General features: G+C 30.0%; 13 protein-coding genes and 1 tRNA gene. 1 reads left to right on the top strand and 13 read right to left on the bottom strand.

Translation table 11 applies throughout. The features are described 5' to 3' along the window. The 11 genes from LPB302_RS09620 to LPB302_RS09570 all read right to left on the bottom strand — a co-directional run bounded on the left by LPB302_RS09620 (nt 1) and on the right by LPB302_RS09570 (nt 11,033). The gene (locus tag LPB302_RS09620; protein ID WP_053973751.1) at nt 1-1,764 is read right to left on the bottom strand and encodes a BatD family protein; all 1,764 of its coding nucleotides are present in this window, start codon (nt 1,762-1,764) and stop codon (nt 1-3) included. Nucleotides 1,765-1,785: 21 nt separating this feature from the next. Continuing rightward, the gene (locus LPB302_RS09615) at nt 1,786-2,613 is read right to left on the bottom strand and encodes a tetratricopeptide repeat protein (RefSeq protein ID WP_053975301.1); all 828 of its coding nucleotides are present in this window, start codon (nt 2,611-2,613) and stop codon (nt 1,786-1,788) included. Nucleotide 2,614: 1 nt separating this feature from the next. Beyond that, nucleotides 2,615-3,664, bottom strand: a complete 1,050-nt coding sequence (locus LPB302_RS09610; RefSeq protein WP_074613510.1) for a vWA domain-containing protein — start codon at nt 3,662-3,664, stop codon at nt 2,615-2,617. After that, nucleotides 3,665-4,672 carry a vWA domain-containing protein gene (locus LPB302_RS09605; protein ID WP_053975303.1) on the bottom strand — a complete coding sequence of 336 codons (1,008 nt, stop codon included), beginning with the start codon at nt 4,670-4,672 and terminating at the stop codon, nt 3,665-3,667. It lies immediately after the preceding gene. After that, complete coding sequence (locus tag LPB302_RS09600) at nt 4,659-5,573, bottom strand: BatD family protein (RefSeq protein WP_053973752.1); 915 nt, start codon at nt 5,571-5,573, stop codon at nt 4,659-4,661. The genes LPB302_RS09605 and LPB302_RS09600 overlap by 14 nt, the downstream gene beginning before the upstream one ends. A gap of 8 nt (nt 5,574-5,581) precedes the next feature. Continuing rightward, complete coding sequence (locus tag LPB302_RS09595) at nt 5,582-6,451, bottom strand: DUF58 domain-containing protein (protein ID WP_053973753.1); 870 nt, start codon at nt 6,449-6,451, stop codon at nt 5,582-5,584. Nucleotides 6,452-6,515: 64 nt separating this feature from the next. Further along, nucleotides 6,516-7,505 carry an AAA family ATPase gene (locus LPB302_RS09590; RefSeq protein WP_053973754.1) on the bottom strand — a complete coding sequence of 330 codons (990 nt, stop codon included), beginning with the start codon at nt 7,503-7,505 and terminating at the stop codon, nt 6,516-6,518. A 118-nt stretch (nt 7,506-7,623) separates the two neighbouring features. Continuing rightward, complete coding sequence (locus tag LPB302_RS09585) at nt 7,624-8,388, bottom strand: UDP-2,3-diacylglucosamine diphosphatase (protein WP_053973755.1); 765 nt, start codon at nt 8,386-8,388, stop codon at nt 7,624-7,626. Nucleotides 8,389-8,403: 15 nt separating this feature from the next. Beyond that, nucleotides 8,404-9,975 carry a S41 family peptidase gene (locus LPB302_RS09580; RefSeq protein ID WP_053973756.1) on the bottom strand — a complete coding sequence of 524 codons (1,572 nt, stop codon included), beginning with the start codon at nt 9,973-9,975 and terminating at the stop codon, nt 8,404-8,406. After that, the gene (locus LPB302_RS09575) at nt 9,968-10,393 is read right to left on the bottom strand and encodes a deoxycytidylate deaminase (RefSeq protein ID WP_053973757.1); all 426 of its coding nucleotides are present in this window, start codon (nt 10,391-10,393) and stop codon (nt 9,968-9,970) included. The genes LPB302_RS09580 and LPB302_RS09575 overlap by 8 nt, the downstream gene beginning before the upstream one ends. Before the next feature lie 58 nt (nt 10,394-10,451). Further along, on the bottom strand, nt 10,452-11,033 hold the full coding sequence (locus LPB302_RS09570; RefSeq protein ID WP_053973758.1) for a HupE/UreJ family protein: 582 nt from the start codon (nt 11,031-11,033) through the stop codon (nt 10,452-10,454). A gap of 139 nt (nt 11,034-11,172) precedes the next feature. Here LPB302_RS09570 and LPB302_RS09565 point away from each other — a divergent pair, with 139 nt between their 5' ends. Continuing rightward, the gene (locus LPB302_RS09565; RefSeq protein WP_053973759.1) at nt 11,173-12,204 is read left to right on the top strand and encodes a helix-turn-helix transcriptional regulator; all 1,032 of its coding nucleotides are present in this window, start codon (nt 11,173-11,175) and stop codon (nt 12,202-12,204) included. A 2-nt stretch (nt 12,205-12,206) separates the two neighbouring features. Here LPB302_RS09565 and LPB302_RS09560 read toward each other — a convergent pair whose 3' ends face one another. Further along, nucleotides 12,207-13,643, bottom strand: a complete 1,437-nt coding sequence (locus tag LPB302_RS09560; protein ID WP_053973760.1) for a BLUF domain-containing protein — start codon at nt 13,641-13,643, stop codon at nt 12,207-12,209. Nucleotides 13,644-13,808: 165 nt separating this feature from the next. Beyond that, nucleotides 13,809-13,894, bottom strand: a tRNA-Leu gene (locus LPB302_RS09555). Nucleotides 13,895-13,900: the final 6 nt, after the last annotated feature.

The raw sequence follows: 13,900 nt of genomic DNA, 5'->3' as shown, positions 1-13,900 counted from the left end.
TTATAACTGTTTATCTAATTCAACGATTACTTGTTTAGCTCTCTCATACTCTTGTTTCATTTCTGTATCTGTAACAGGCGTGTATCTTGCAAAATCAGATGCTTTTAAAACGTCTATAAATTGTTTTATAGTAGCATCATTAATGTCTCTTTTCTGTAAAATTTGGGTGATGTTTTCTTTACTAATATCGCTAGTTTCAACACCTAATTTCGCTTTTAAGTAATTATGTAGAGCACGTTCTAAAGCTTCATAAAAAGCTTCTTTTTTACCCAATTGCTTTTGAGCTGCAGACAAGTATTTTTTTGCTAATTTTTCTGCTTTTCTTAAACGTAAACCAACAACATCACTTCTTCTCTTTTCATTGTTTTTACCAATTATAATAGCTAATGGAATGAATAATAATGGTAAAATTAAAAGAATATAGAATAAATAAGATTGGTAGAAATCGCTATCATCTTTAACCTCTAAATCAGTTTTAGTTTGTATGTATCTAAAACTTTTTCCAGAAGAAACTACATTTTTCTGTTGAGGACTTGTATTATCTGTAGTTGTAATTAGTTCTTTACCTTCTAAAACATCTACATATAAATCATCTGTATTTATGGTATTGTATTTTTCTGTTTTAGGATCAAAATATGAGAACGAAATATCTGGTAATTTATATTTTCCTTTGTATTGAGGAACAACAGTATACGTGTCTGAAAAAGAACCAGATAACCCATTACTAGTTATTCTAACACTTTCTTTTCTTTCTGGTTGATATGTTTCTAATTCCTTAGGCGTTTTTACAGCTGGCAACTCAAATAATTTTAAGTTTCCTCTACCATTTACTGCTACTTTTATTTCTGATGATTCATTCGCTTTTAAAATATCTTTACTTAAGCTAACATCAAAATTAAATTGCCCAACAGCACCTGTAAAATTATCTGGCTTACCTTCTAAAGGAAGGCTTTTGGGTTGAATTACTTTCTTAACTGAAGAGAAGTCTTTCTTAATATTCTTAGTAATTACATTACCAAAAAAATCTGCTCTTCCTGTTGGTACACCAATTACAATATCCATTTTCATAGGATCTATAGTTAGTTTACCTGTTTTTGTGGGTATTAAAAATGCTTTTTGTAATACAATATACCTGTAGTTTTCTCCATTATATTTTCCCATTTTAACTGGGAAACCATTTATTTTAATTTCTTGATTCCAAAAACCATTATACTGTGGAGCTTCTGTTACAGAAGTGTCATAAACACTTACGTTTTCGCTAACATATAATCTGTATTCAACATAAATACCTTCACCAACATAAGGTCTAGATTTAGAGATTTCTGCTACTAAATGTATATTTTGTTCTGCTATATAATCTGGGTCATTAGGATTGTCTGGAGTTGCAATAGGTGCTGTTACAATGATTTTCATCATCTTAGAATCTATTGTTCTACCATTAATTTTAATATTGGCAGGTTGTATTATAAGTTCTCCTCTTCTTTTTGGTTTTAGAATATAAGAATAAGATTGAGTGAAACTTACTTTACCATTAATCCAAGATTGACTAACAGACTGACTTGGACCTTGAATAACCTCAAAACCTGTAAAATCTGGTGCTTTAAAATTATCTGCACCTTGTTTGTTGATTGAATATTCAATTCGTAAACGCTGATTTAAACCTAACTTATTTTTACTCACAGCAACACTTAATTCTGCTTTTTGCGCAGAAATAGATAGTGTGCATAAGGTTATAAATACTGATATGTAAAATCTCAACTTCATCGTCTTTCTAAATTGCTGTTTCTACCAATCTTTTTCTTGTTTTGTCTTTTTGCCTTTAGCCTTTTTCGCATTCATTTTCTTTTGCGTTTTCTTTTCCTCATTATTTAAGCTTTCTAGCAACTGCTTAATTTGCTGAGGAGACATTTTTCCTTGTTGAGGTTTAGGCTTTTTGTTTTGATCTTTTTTATCGTCTTTTTTAGGATCTTGATTTTTGTCTTTGTCTTTGTCTCCTTCACCATCTTTATCATCTTTCTTGTCCTTATCATCACCTTCTTTCTTGTCCTTATCTTGATCTTTGTTTTGATCGTCTTTGTTATCCTTATCTTGGTCTTTTTGGTCTTTCTTGTCTTTGTTATCCTTGTTTTGATCGTCTTTATTTTGCTGATTTTCTTTGTCTAATAATTTCTGAGCAACAGCTAAATTATAACGAGTTTCATCATCTGTAGGATTATTTCTTAACGAGTTTTTATAAGCATCTACTGCACCTTGATAATTTTTGGTTTCCATGTGTGCATTACCAATATTATGATATGCTTGTGCTTTCGTTAACTTATCTTCTGCAGTTTTTGCAGTTAATTCATATTGAGGTAGAGCCTCTTTAAAGTTTTTATTTTTATATAAGGCATTACCTAAATTGTAACTTGCTTTGTCGTAAAAAGAACTATTGCTTAATGCTTTTTTGTAAGCTACAGAAGCATCTGTATATTGTTTATTTTGATATAGTTCATTTCCTTGCCTAACCATACTTCTTGCTTTACGTTGCAAAGCTGTTGAGTCTTTTTGAGCTGAGATTTCTTTGATAGAAAACAGCATCAAAAAGAGAATTGATATTTTTAAATACGTTTTCATATTATTTATTTTTAACCTTTTCTTCATTAAATAAATCTACTCTTTTAAGCCATTTAGTTTTCTTATCAAATAAGAAAATGTCTAATAGTAAAAATAGAATTCCTGCTCCTAAAAACCATTGAAACTGATCTTTATAATCAGAGAATTGTTTGGTTTCAAATTCGTTTTTCTGAGCATTAGCAATAACTTCAGAAATTATATTTACAGGTGTTTCTGTAACATTACCATTTACATATCTTCCACTACCTGCATCTGCAATATCTTCTAAAACATCTGGAGTTAATTTGGTAATTACAGTTTCTCCTTGATTGTCTTTCTTATAGCCAATCATTGCACCATTTAAACGCATAGGAATTGGCCCTCCTTTTTCTGTACCAACACCAATGGTATAGATCTTTACACCATCATTAGACAAATTTTGTGCCACTTGTTTTGTTTCTTCTTGATGATCTTCTCCATCTGAAATAATAACTAAGAAACGATTGGTTTGCTCATCATTATTATAATATGTTTTTGCCAACTCTAAAGCTTCGTTAATTGCTGTTCCTTGGCTAGAAACCATATCTGGAGTTGCATTCTGTAAAAACATATTTGCAGCTGCATGATCTGTAGTTATTGGTAAAAGTGGATAAGAATTACCTGCATAAATAATAACCCCAACTCTATCTGAGCCTAATTTATCAATAATTTTTGAAATAATTTGTTTTGCCTTTTCTAATCTGTTTGGTGCTATGTCTTCTGCTAACATACTTTTAGAAACATCTAATGCGAAAACAACATCTACTCCTTCTCTTTTTACCGTTTTTAGTTTAGACCCCATTTTAGGGTTTACCAAAGAAATTATTAAGAAAGAAATACCTAATAACAACATAATCAACTTTAATGTTGATTTAAATACTGATGAATTTGGTGCAATTTTCTCTAATAATTCTGGATTAGAAAATTTACGTTGAGTTCTTTTTTTCCACCATAAAACCAATAAGTAAATTACAATCATAACTGGTATGATTGCTAATGCATAAAAATAAATTGGCTCTTCTAATCTGTACATTTATATAAAACTCTTAAATAATGTGTTTCTTAATAAAAATTCTAATAGCAATAAGCCCAAAGCTAAGAATACCAAATCTCTATACATTTCTTGATAGTTATAGTATTTGAATTCTTCAATCTTTGTTTTTTCTAACGCATCAATTTCATCATAAATTTCTTTTAATGATGTGTTGTCTGTAGCTCTAAAATATTTTCCTTGTGTTTCTGCTGCTATTTCTTTTAATAAATCTTCATCTATTTGCACTTGTTGCTTTCTAAAGTTTAGCATACCTGTTCTTGGATCTTTGCTCCAAGGAAAATCAGCCATACCATTTGTACCAATACCAATTGTATACACTTTAATACCTAGCTCTTTTGCTAATTCTGTTGCAGTTGTTGGGTCTATATTACCAGCGTTATTTACACCATCTGTTAGTAAAATAATAACCTTGCTTTTGGCTTTACTATCCTTTAGTCTATTTACACCAGAACCTAAACCCATACCAATTGCTGTACCACCTTCTAACTGACCCCATTGTAAACGATTTATGGTTCTTTTTACGATAGTTTTATCACTAGTAATTGGTGTTTGTGTAAAGCTTTCACCTGCATAAACTACAATACCAATTCTATCATTTGGTCTTCTGTCTACAAAATCTACAGCTACTTTTTTAAGTGCTTCTAGCCTGTTTGGTTTTAAATCTCTGGCTAACATACTTGCAGAAACATCAATAGCCATAACAATATCTATACCTCTATTTGTTTTTGTTCTTTTACTTACAGAAACTTTTCTGGGTCTTGCTAGTGCTACAATTATAGCTGCTAAAGCTAATAATCTTAAAACGTATAAAACTGGTTTTAACTTTGCTAAAAAAGAAGTTTTAGTTTTAAAACCTTTAGTACTTGGTACAGTTAAAACTGCTGCATCTTTTTTGCGTACAAAAAAGTACCAAATTGCTAATAATGGAATTAAAATTAGCAACCAGAAAAATTCAGGATTTAGAAACTCAAAATTACTCCAGTTCATCATCTTTGCTAATAATTTTAGGTTTTAAGTCGCCAACAATAGCTTCTGCATCTTTTCTATCTTCCTCTATTTCTAAAGCTAAAGGTTTAGATTTTGCAAACTTTACTAAATCTGCTTCTTGGAACAATTCTTTTAATTTTTGAATAGTTGCTTGTGATGTTCTAATGGTTTTTACATCATGAAAATCTTTTAAAGTTTCAATGATTTCATCTGATGTTTTTTCTAAAGCAGGAACTTTTAATTCACGCTCTATATAACCACGAATAATTTCTGTAAGCTCACTATAATATTGTTTTGTTTTATTGTTCTGCCACAATAATTTTTCATCGAGCTCATTTAATTTGTACATAGCCTCTTCATAAGGAGGTAATGCTCTATAAGTTGCTTCTTCCTCTTCTGTTTTTCTTTTTCTAATAACAAACCAGTATATCCAAAAGCCAATTATTAGTAATGCTGCTATTAAGAGGTAGATATAGATTTTAAAATCATCGAAAACAAGTGGTTCTTTTTTGATCGATTTTATAGGATATTTCTTTACTTGAGTTGTATCTATGGCGACTGTAGCAACATTAATTAGTAAAGAATCTGTTAAATAGGCTTGATTTTTAATGAAAACTTGTTGTTGTGGAATGTAATATGCTCCACTATCAAAACCTGTTAAAATGTATTTCTGAATTAACTTGTTGTTAATGGTATCAATTTTTGCAGAATCGATGACTTCTAATCCTTGTAATTCTAATTTTGGTAAAATTACATTTTCGGTTTCATTGATTACAATTTTATAGCTAAACTGCTCACCAATCCTAATATTAGAGATTTCTATATCTGCTCTAACCATAGAGGTTTGCGAAAAACCAACAGCAGATATCCATAAAAAAATATATAAAATGTGTTTTCTCATTTTGCTAATTATCTTCCTTTATGTTTAAAATATCCTAGTAATTTTTTTACATAACTCTCATCAACTCTAGTATTTATTGTACCTGCTCCACTTCTTTGAAAAGTATTGGTATAATAATCTGTTAATCGTAAAGCGTTTGCTTTGTAATTGTTTCTAGTTGTTCTAGAGGATGTGTTTACATATTGTATAGCTCCAGTTTCTGAATCTAACATGGGTACCATTCCTAAATTAGGAATTTCCTCATCATGTTTATCATACACTCTAATACCTGTTAAATCGTGTTTTTTAGCAGCAATTTTTGCTGTTTTTTCATAATCATCGTCCATAAAATCAGACAGCATAAAAACAATCGCTCTCTTTTTCAAAACGCTAGATAAAAACTTTAGGGCTACAGAAATATTAGTTTTTTTACTTTTAGGCTTAAACTCAATTAATTCTCTAATAATTCTTAGAACATGGCTTTTTCCTTTTTTAGGTGGAATGTAAAGTTCTATATCTTCAGAAAATAAAACTAGCCCAACTTTATCATTATTCTGAGTTGCAGAAAAAGCTAAAGTTGCAGCAATTTCTGTAATGGTATCTTTTTTAAATTGATTTGTTGTACCAAAAAATTCTGATCCAGATACGTCTACCATTAGTAACATTGTTAATTCACGTTCTTCTTCAAAAACCTTAACATAAGGCTCATTGTAACGTGCTGTAACATTCCAGTCTATGGTTCTAACATCGTCTCCAAATTGGTATTGACGTACTTCAGAAAAAGTCATACCTCGCCCTTTAAAAGATGAATGGTATTCACCTCCAAAAATATCATTAGACAAACGTTTTGTCTTAATTTCTATTTTACGAACTTTCTTAAGTATATCTTTTGTATCCATTGTTGTAAGCTGTTGGCTTTTTGCGTTTTGCTGTTGGCTAATTGCTAAATGCTAAGAGCTAATTCTAAGGTACTTCTACTTCGTTTATAATTTGATTGATAATTTCTACTGAAGTTACATTTTCTGCTTCAGCTTCATAAGTAATACCAATTCTATGACGTAAAACATCGCCAACTACAGCTCTAACATCTTCTGGAATTACATAACCTCTTCTTTTAATAAAAGCGTAACATTTAGCTGCTTTTGCTAAATTGATACTACCCCTAGGTGAAGCTCCAAAACTGATTAAATCTTTTAAATTAGGTAAGTTGTATTTTTCTGGATAACGTGTTGCAAAAATGATGTCTAGAATGTATTTTTCGATTTTCTCATCCATATAAACCTCATTCACAACTTCTCTTGCTTTATTAATTTGGTCTACTGATATTACTGGATTAACTGATGCAAAACCACCACTTAAATTTTGACGCATTATAACTTGCTCATCCTGAATTTTTGGATAATCTATAACTACCTTAAGCATAAATCTATCTACTTGCGCTTCTGGTAAAGGGTAAGTACCTTCTTGTTCTACAGGGTTTTGAGTTGCCATTACTAAAAATGGTTCATCTAATTTAAAAGTAGTATCTCCAATAGTAATTTGGCGTTCTTGCATTGCTTCTAACAAAGCAGATTGCACTTTTGCTGGTGCTCTGTTAATTTCATCTGCCAATACAAAGTTTGCAAAGATTGGTCCTTTCTTGATAGAGAAATCATTCTCTTTCATATTATAAATCATAGTACCTACAACATCTGCAGGCAATAAATCTGGCGTAAACTGAACTCTACTAAAAGAACCTTGTACAGCCTTAGAAAGAGTGTTAATAGCTAAAGTCTTTGCTAAACCAGGCACACCTTCTAAAAGAATATGACCATTACCTAACAAACCAATTAACAAACTTTCTATCATTTGTTTTTGACCCACAATTACTTTATTCATTTCTAAAGTAAGTATGTCTATGAAAGCACTTTCTCTTTCTATTTTCTCGTTAATTGCTCTAACATCTACGTCCATTATAGTATACGAATTGATTATTAATTTTTTCAGAAAAACAAAGCTACAATTTTAACAAAATTTATCTGTTAAAACAAGGTTAAAGATTTTGGCCAATTTATTAGTAATGATAGGGCTTTCAGTTAAATTTTTCTAAACGAAATGTAGCTGAATTGAACTCACCAAATGTAAAATATTGTATCCAATCTCCAAGATTTATGTATTTGCTGTTTTCTTGTAATTTTATTTCTAAAGGTAAGTGCCTATGCCCAAAAACAAAATAATCATAATGATTTTGAGTTAATTTTCTTTTGCAATATTGCACTAACCACTCTTCATCTTCTCCTAAAAACTTTGCATCTTCATCTCCAGAAATCATTTTATTTTTAACAGACATGTATTGCCCAAGTCTAACACCTAAATCTGGGTGAAGCCATTGAAACATCCATTTAAATAAAGGAAAAGTAAATACTTTTTTCATGCGCTTATAGCCTTTATCTCCAGGCCCTAAACCATCTCCATGCCCTATGAGAAACTTTTTATTATCAATTAAAAACTCTTGAGGTTGGTGATAAACTGTAATGTTTAATTCCTCTTTAAAGTAGTTTTTCATCCATAAATCATGATTACCAACAAAGAAATAAATGGGAATACCAGCATCTGAAATTTCGGCTAATTTGCCTAAAACACGCACAAAACCTTTAGGAACTACAGTTTTATATTCGAACCAAAAGTCGAATAAATCTCCCATCAAAAAAATAGCTTCTGCACTATCTTTTATTTCAGTTAGCCATGAAACAAATTTCTTTTCGCGAGGCAAACTTAAAGCAGCTGTAGGTGCTCCTAAATGTTGGTCTGAAGCAAAGTAAACTTTTTTATTTGTTGATGTTGTAATAGAAATCATTCTTACAAAGAAAAGCTATTCCTTTTTACTTTCCAACTCTAATACCTTTTGCAACATTTGATCATCTTTGTGCATAATTCTATAAAACCCTACATCACCAAAAAGAACATTGGCTATAGAGGCTTTTAGGTATGGTTTAATGGTTTTTTCTGTTCTAAAAGATGGTGTTACTTTGTCTTTTATAGAGGCCAAATAATTTTCGTAAACTTCATTATTTGAATCGAATTCAGTTACAAAAGTATCAATTGTCCAATCATTCAATTCTTTTCTATTCTCATCTACATAATCAAAAGCAAAATTATTGATGGTATTAAAATAGAAATTAGTCATCATAGATGTAGTATCAATAGCTACAAAAACATCTGGTATAATACCTCCACCTCCATAAACAAGCTTGCCTTTTGGCGTTTTATATTGCAAAGAATCTACTACTTTAATGCTGTCTTTACTTAGTAACTCTCCACTTAAAATTCGTTGCTGATAATCTTTATAGTAATTTTTATTACCATTACCTGAATATGGTTTTTGAATGGATCTTCCTGTTGGTGTAAAATATCTTGCTGTAGTTAAACGAACTGCAGAGCCATCTCCTAAATCCATTTCTATTTGCACTAAACCTTTACCAAAAGATCGTCTTCCAATAATGGTACCTTTGTCATTATCTTGCAAAGCACCTGCTACAATTTCTGATGCTGATGCTGAGTTTTCATCTATTAAGACATACAAACCTCCATCTTCGAAAGAACCCATAGATGTTGCATAGAAATTTTCAATGCGCTCTTTGTTGTCTTTGGTAAAGACCATTAGTTTATCACTTTCTAAAAACTCGTCAATAATTCTGTTTGCAATTTCTATAAAACCACCTCCATTTCCTCTTAGATCTAATACAAGATCTGTCATGCCATTTTCTTTTAGCATATTAAGAGACGTTTTAAATTCTGAATAGGTGTTTCTTGCAAAACGATCTAATTTTATATAGCCTACAGAATCGTTTATCATATAGGCTAAATCAACACTTTTAATATTTACTTTACCTCTGGTTATATCTACATTAAAAAGTGAATCATTACTTTTTCTGTATACTTGTAAGGTAACATCTGTATTTGGTTTACCTTTTAAATATTTTGGTACAGAGCCATTTCTAAAGCCTTTACCATACAAAGTATCTGTATTTGCCATTAAAATACGATCACCAGCCTTTATACCTGCTTTTATACTTGGGCCTCCTTTTATTGGTTGAATTACAGTTATTGAATCTTTTATCATTCTAAACTGAACACCTATACCCACAAAATTACCTTGCATACTTTCAGTAACTGCTTGTAAATTTTCTTTTGGAATATACACTGAGTGTGGATCTAATTTACCCAACATTTGAGTAATAGCACCATCTAATAAATCGTCTGTATTTACATCATCTACATAGTCTTTCTCTATAAAATTGATAAGCTTTTTTATTTTCTGCTCTTGCTTATTACCTTCAGAAAATGAGAATAAATCTTTGGCATCACCTCCAAAAAATACACCAATTAGTATTCCTAGAACTAAGGCAATTGCAAAATATAATGGTAAATTATTCTTATTCATAAGGCAAATATGTTAGTGAAACACCAGCCTTTTTAAGAAAATCTAATCCTGAAGGATCTTTATAAGCATTTGCATATACAACTCTTTTAATTCCTGCTTGATGAATTAGTTTACTGCATTGTGTACAAGGTGATAATGTAATATATAAAGTCGAGTTTTTTGCTGATTGAGTTGAAGACGCTACTTTTAAAATAGCATTAGCTTCTGCATGAAGTACTTCCCATTTTGTAACTCCATTTTCATCTTCACAACAATTATCAAAACCAGTAGGTGTTCCATTAAACCCATCTGAAATTATCATTCTATCTTTCACAATTAATGCACCCACTTGTTTGCGTTTGCAATGAGACAGTTTACCCCACTCTAAAGCCATTCTTAAATAGGCTTTATCATACTTTAATTGTTTCTTTTCTGTCATATCACGAAAATAATGAGATTTACAGAAACTGAACGTTAATTATAAGACAATTTTTAGGCTACCAAAAAACTCTATCAATCATCATTTGAATAGCAAAACCAATTACAATAGAAGAAGTTACCATAACCCAATCTCTTTTAGAAACTTTAAAAAGGCCTTGAAAAATTGCACCTATAATTAAAATACCTAAAACTATAATAATTTGAGCAGCTTCTATACCTAAAGCAAATTCTAAAAGTGGCATTAGTTTGTCTTCTTCTTGGCCAATCATCATTTTAAAATAATTAGAGAAACCTAAACCATGAATAAGCCCAAAAAATAAAGCGAAAATTAAATTTAACGAACCGTTTTTAGCACCAGTGTTTTTAGTGAAAACTACATTAATAAAGCCTGTTATAAATATAGTTAATGGTATTAAAAACTCTATGATATCTATTGGAAACTGCACTATTTTATAGGCTGATAATGCTAAAGTAATTGAATGCCCTATTGTAAATAAAGTAACTAACCACAAAACTTTTTGCCATTGTCTAAAGTTAAAGACTACAGCCAAAACAATTAGAAACAAAATATGATCGTAAGCACTAAAGTCTAAAACATGGGTAAGACCCATTTTAAAATACAATTCAAAATCATTCATAGGGAGGATTATTTTAAGATGTTCAAATATATTGAAATCATGAAAAGTAAAAGTACATTCTAGCTGTTTTTTTAAAACTACTGCCTCTTTATAAGTATATTGAAAAACGTATATTGCATTATAATTTAGACATCATATAATGACTCAGAAAATAGTTGTTGAAGATCTTTTTGTAGAAGATATTGTTAAAGAAATGGCAAAGAGCATGCATGCTCTATATGCAGAAGAACACAATACTACAAAAGTTATAGTACCTGAGGAATTTGGTTCTGGATATATAGAAGCAACTCAGTTTGCATCTGGTTTAGGAATTATAGATACTGATTATAATTTGAGTGAAGACTTCATCATAAAAATGCAAAAGCATAAGGTAAATCCATTGAAATTTGTTTTTAATTTAGGCGATACTTTTTACCATAGATTTGAAAACGAAGGTGAATTCGAAGGTATAAATAAATATAGTGGAGCGATTATAGGTAGTTCAATAGAGAAAGTACACACCTTTAAAATTCCGAAAGAAAAAAATATTCACTTTTTTAGCATTGAACTAAATCGAAATTTATTTGAACATAAATTAGAGAGCTTTAAGTTTGATTTAGGTGATGATTTGAATGAGCTTCTAAGAGATGTAAAAGCGATTAATCCGTTTTTTTATACCTATCCATTTGGAGCTGATGAATTTGATCAAATTAAAAAAATAACCAAAAACAAAAAAAAGGGCTTTATTGGTTCTTTATTTAAAGAAGGTATTACCTACACTTTATTGTCAAACACCTTAGAGCAATATTTAGGAAGAAAATGCGAAGATTGTGAGGCTGACTTGGCTTCTGAAGAGGTAGATACTGTTTTAGAAATATCTTCTTTTATAGAAAAGAATTTAAATAATTTACCAACCATAGAAGAAATTGCTAGGCGTAATTTTATTTCCGAAAGTAAATTGCAAAAACTTTTTCAAAGCTACTACAAATGCTCTGTAAACGATTTTACAAGAAATAAAAGATTAAATCAAGCTCGTATTTTGCTGGAAACAACTAAATTATCTATGGCAGAAATTGCACACGAGTTAGGTATAAAAAGCAATAGTTATCTTTCTAAGACCTTTAAAGAAAGGTATGGTGTAACGCCTTCTAATTACAGAGATTCTAGGTTATCAAAAATCAGATTTTATTAAAATTATTTATCTACTTCTTGGTTTACGATTAAGTAATTTCTAGCCTTTTCCCATAGGTATTTATTGGCTAAAGGATTTTTAATATCTGTCATTGGTAGAAACTCTACAGGAATTATATCCAACTCTCTATTGGCTTCTATACTTGCAAAATCATCTTGAATTAATGCCATGTTCCATTCTCCAAAAATTCTTCCAGATTTCATTCCTTGAAAAATAATATTTAGGTTTTTGTTTCTGCTATCTTTCTTAATAACTTCAATTAGGTTTAAAATTTCGTTCTTAGGACCTTCTAAAATCTGATAAAAAGATGCTTTGTAATAAATTAAACAACCTGAAATACCATACTCTAAATTATTCTTCTTAGAAGCCTCTAAAATGCTAATTAAATCTTTCTTAGTAGTACCTTCTGCAGCTTCTGAGTAATATGAAAGTTGAAATGTAGGGTTTGATAAATGATGAAACTTTTTGTAATCTTTAGGAATTAGACCATATTTCTCTTTAAAAATTTTAGAGAAGTAGCTTCTACTATTCAAACCTATCTTATACACAATTTCTGAAATGGAATAATCAGTCTCTTCTAAATACTCTTTAGCCTTTAATATTCTAAGGTTAGTTGTAAATTTATTTACGGTTTCATCAAAAAAGTATTGGAACCCTTTCTGAATCTTTTTTTGATTTAGCCCACTTATAGACGTTAATTTCTTTAAAGGAATAGTTTCGTGGAGATTTTGAGAAATATAATCACTTAACTTAATTATTTCTAGAGTATCTGTTTTTGATAAGGGATTTTTATTCTCTACACTTTTAATATTATTACCTCTACTAGAATATTGAGAAGAAAGCGTTTTTAAAACAGCTGCCTCATTCAATAATCTATTGGCCAAACCAGATAGGTTTGTGTCAATTATTGTCTCTACAAAAGGTGTAGTTCTATTAGAAATTTCTCCAAAATAAGTATAGTTTTCTGTATTACTAACATTTGTCATTAAATTAGAAAGTAAATTAGATAATTGGCTTTGGTATCTTGGTTCATTATTTACATGTAAAACAGTGATAATCGTAAACTTTACTTTAGTGTTTGCAGGAATAACGATACAACTCGATTTATTTTTATTGTTTCCTATAATAACATTTTGAAGTCTATGAATATTTTTTTTCTCTTTATCTAAATTCGAATAATGAGATAGAAAACCCTCGATACAGAAAATAAAATGTAAGCAGTTTTTATTCTTAAAAATATTTTCAATATAAATAGCCTCTGAAGTTAATAGATTAAAAGATAGGACCTCTAAACCTGAAAACAATTTAAAGGCCTTTGCATTTCCTTTTCCATGTTTATTTTTAAAGGTTAGAAAACCTCCACTTGCATTTTCTATAAAGTCTCCATCAATTTTAAGAGTTATATTTTTTAAAGAATTTATAGCATCAAAACTTTTCATCTATTCAAAAAAATTAGGACTACAAATATATTTTGTTGTTAATAAAGTAAATAACAGAAAAGCATTCAACTATAACTATATTCCTAAACATTTTAAGAATTTACTTATAAAATTTAGGAAAGTTTTGAGCACAAAAAAACCGTAACATAAATGTTACGGTTCTTGTACTGAAGATGGGACTTGAACCCATACGAGCATTACTGCTCACTGGATTTTAAGTCCAGCGTGTCTACCAATTCCACCACTTCAGCATGGAA

The organism is Polaribacter dokdonensis (assembly GCF_024362345.1).
In the GTDB taxonomy this organism is placed as follows: Bacteria; Bacteroidota; Bacteroidia; order Flavobacteriales; family Flavobacteriaceae; genus Polaribacter; species Polaribacter dokdonensis.
The sequence above is the reverse complement of the archived record's forward strand: the minus strand, read 5'-3'. Positions and strand labels throughout refer to the sequence as shown.

Coding starts and splice junctions, on each gene's coding strand:
- LPB302_RS09575 (WP_053973757.1), bottom strand. CDS start 10,393: ATGACAGAAAAGAAACAATTAAAGTATGATAAAGCCTATTTAAGAATG.
- LPB302_RS09600 (WP_053973752.1), bottom strand. CDS start 5,573: ATGAGAAAACACATTTTATATATTTTTTTATGGATATCTGCTGTTGGT.
- LPB302_RS09565 (WP_053973759.1), top strand. CDS start 11,173: ATGACTCAGAAAATAGTTGTTGAAGATCTTTTTGTAGAAGATATTGTT.
- LPB302_RS09585 (WP_053973755.1), bottom strand. CDS start 8,388: ATGATTTCTATTACAACATCAACAAATAAAAAAGTTTACTTTGCTTCA.
- LPB302_RS09580 (WP_053973756.1), bottom strand. CDS start 9,975: ATGAATAAGAATAATTTACCATTATATTTTGCAATTGCCTTAGTTCTA.
- LPB302_RS09590 (WP_053973754.1), bottom strand. CDS start 7,505: ATGGACGTAGATGTTAGAGCAATTAACGAGAAAATAGAAAGAGAAAGT.
- LPB302_RS09620 (WP_053973751.1), bottom strand. CDS start 1,764: ATGAAGTTGAGATTTTACATATCAGTATTTATAACCTTATGCACACTA.
- LPB302_RS09615 (WP_053975301.1), bottom strand. CDS start 2,613: ATGAAAACGTATTTAAAAATATCAATTCTCTTTTTGATGCTGTTTTCT.
- LPB302_RS09595 (WP_053973753.1), bottom strand. CDS start 6,451: ATGGATACAAAAGATATACTTAAGAAAGTTCGTAAAATAGAAATTAAG.
- LPB302_RS09570 (WP_053973758.1), bottom strand. CDS start 11,033: ATGAATGATTTTGAATTGTATTTTAAAATGGGTCTTACCCATGTTTTA.
- LPB302_RS09560 (WP_053973760.1), bottom strand. CDS start 13,643: ATGAAAAGTTTTGATGCTATAAATTCTTTAAAAAATATAACTCTTAAA.
- LPB302_RS09605 (WP_053975303.1), bottom strand. CDS start 4,672: ATGAACTGGAGTAATTTTGAGTTTCTAAATCCTGAATTTTTCTGGTTG.
- LPB302_RS09610 (WP_074613510.1), bottom strand. CDS start 3,664: ATGTACAGATTAGAAGAGCCAATTTATTTTTATGCATTAGCAATCATA.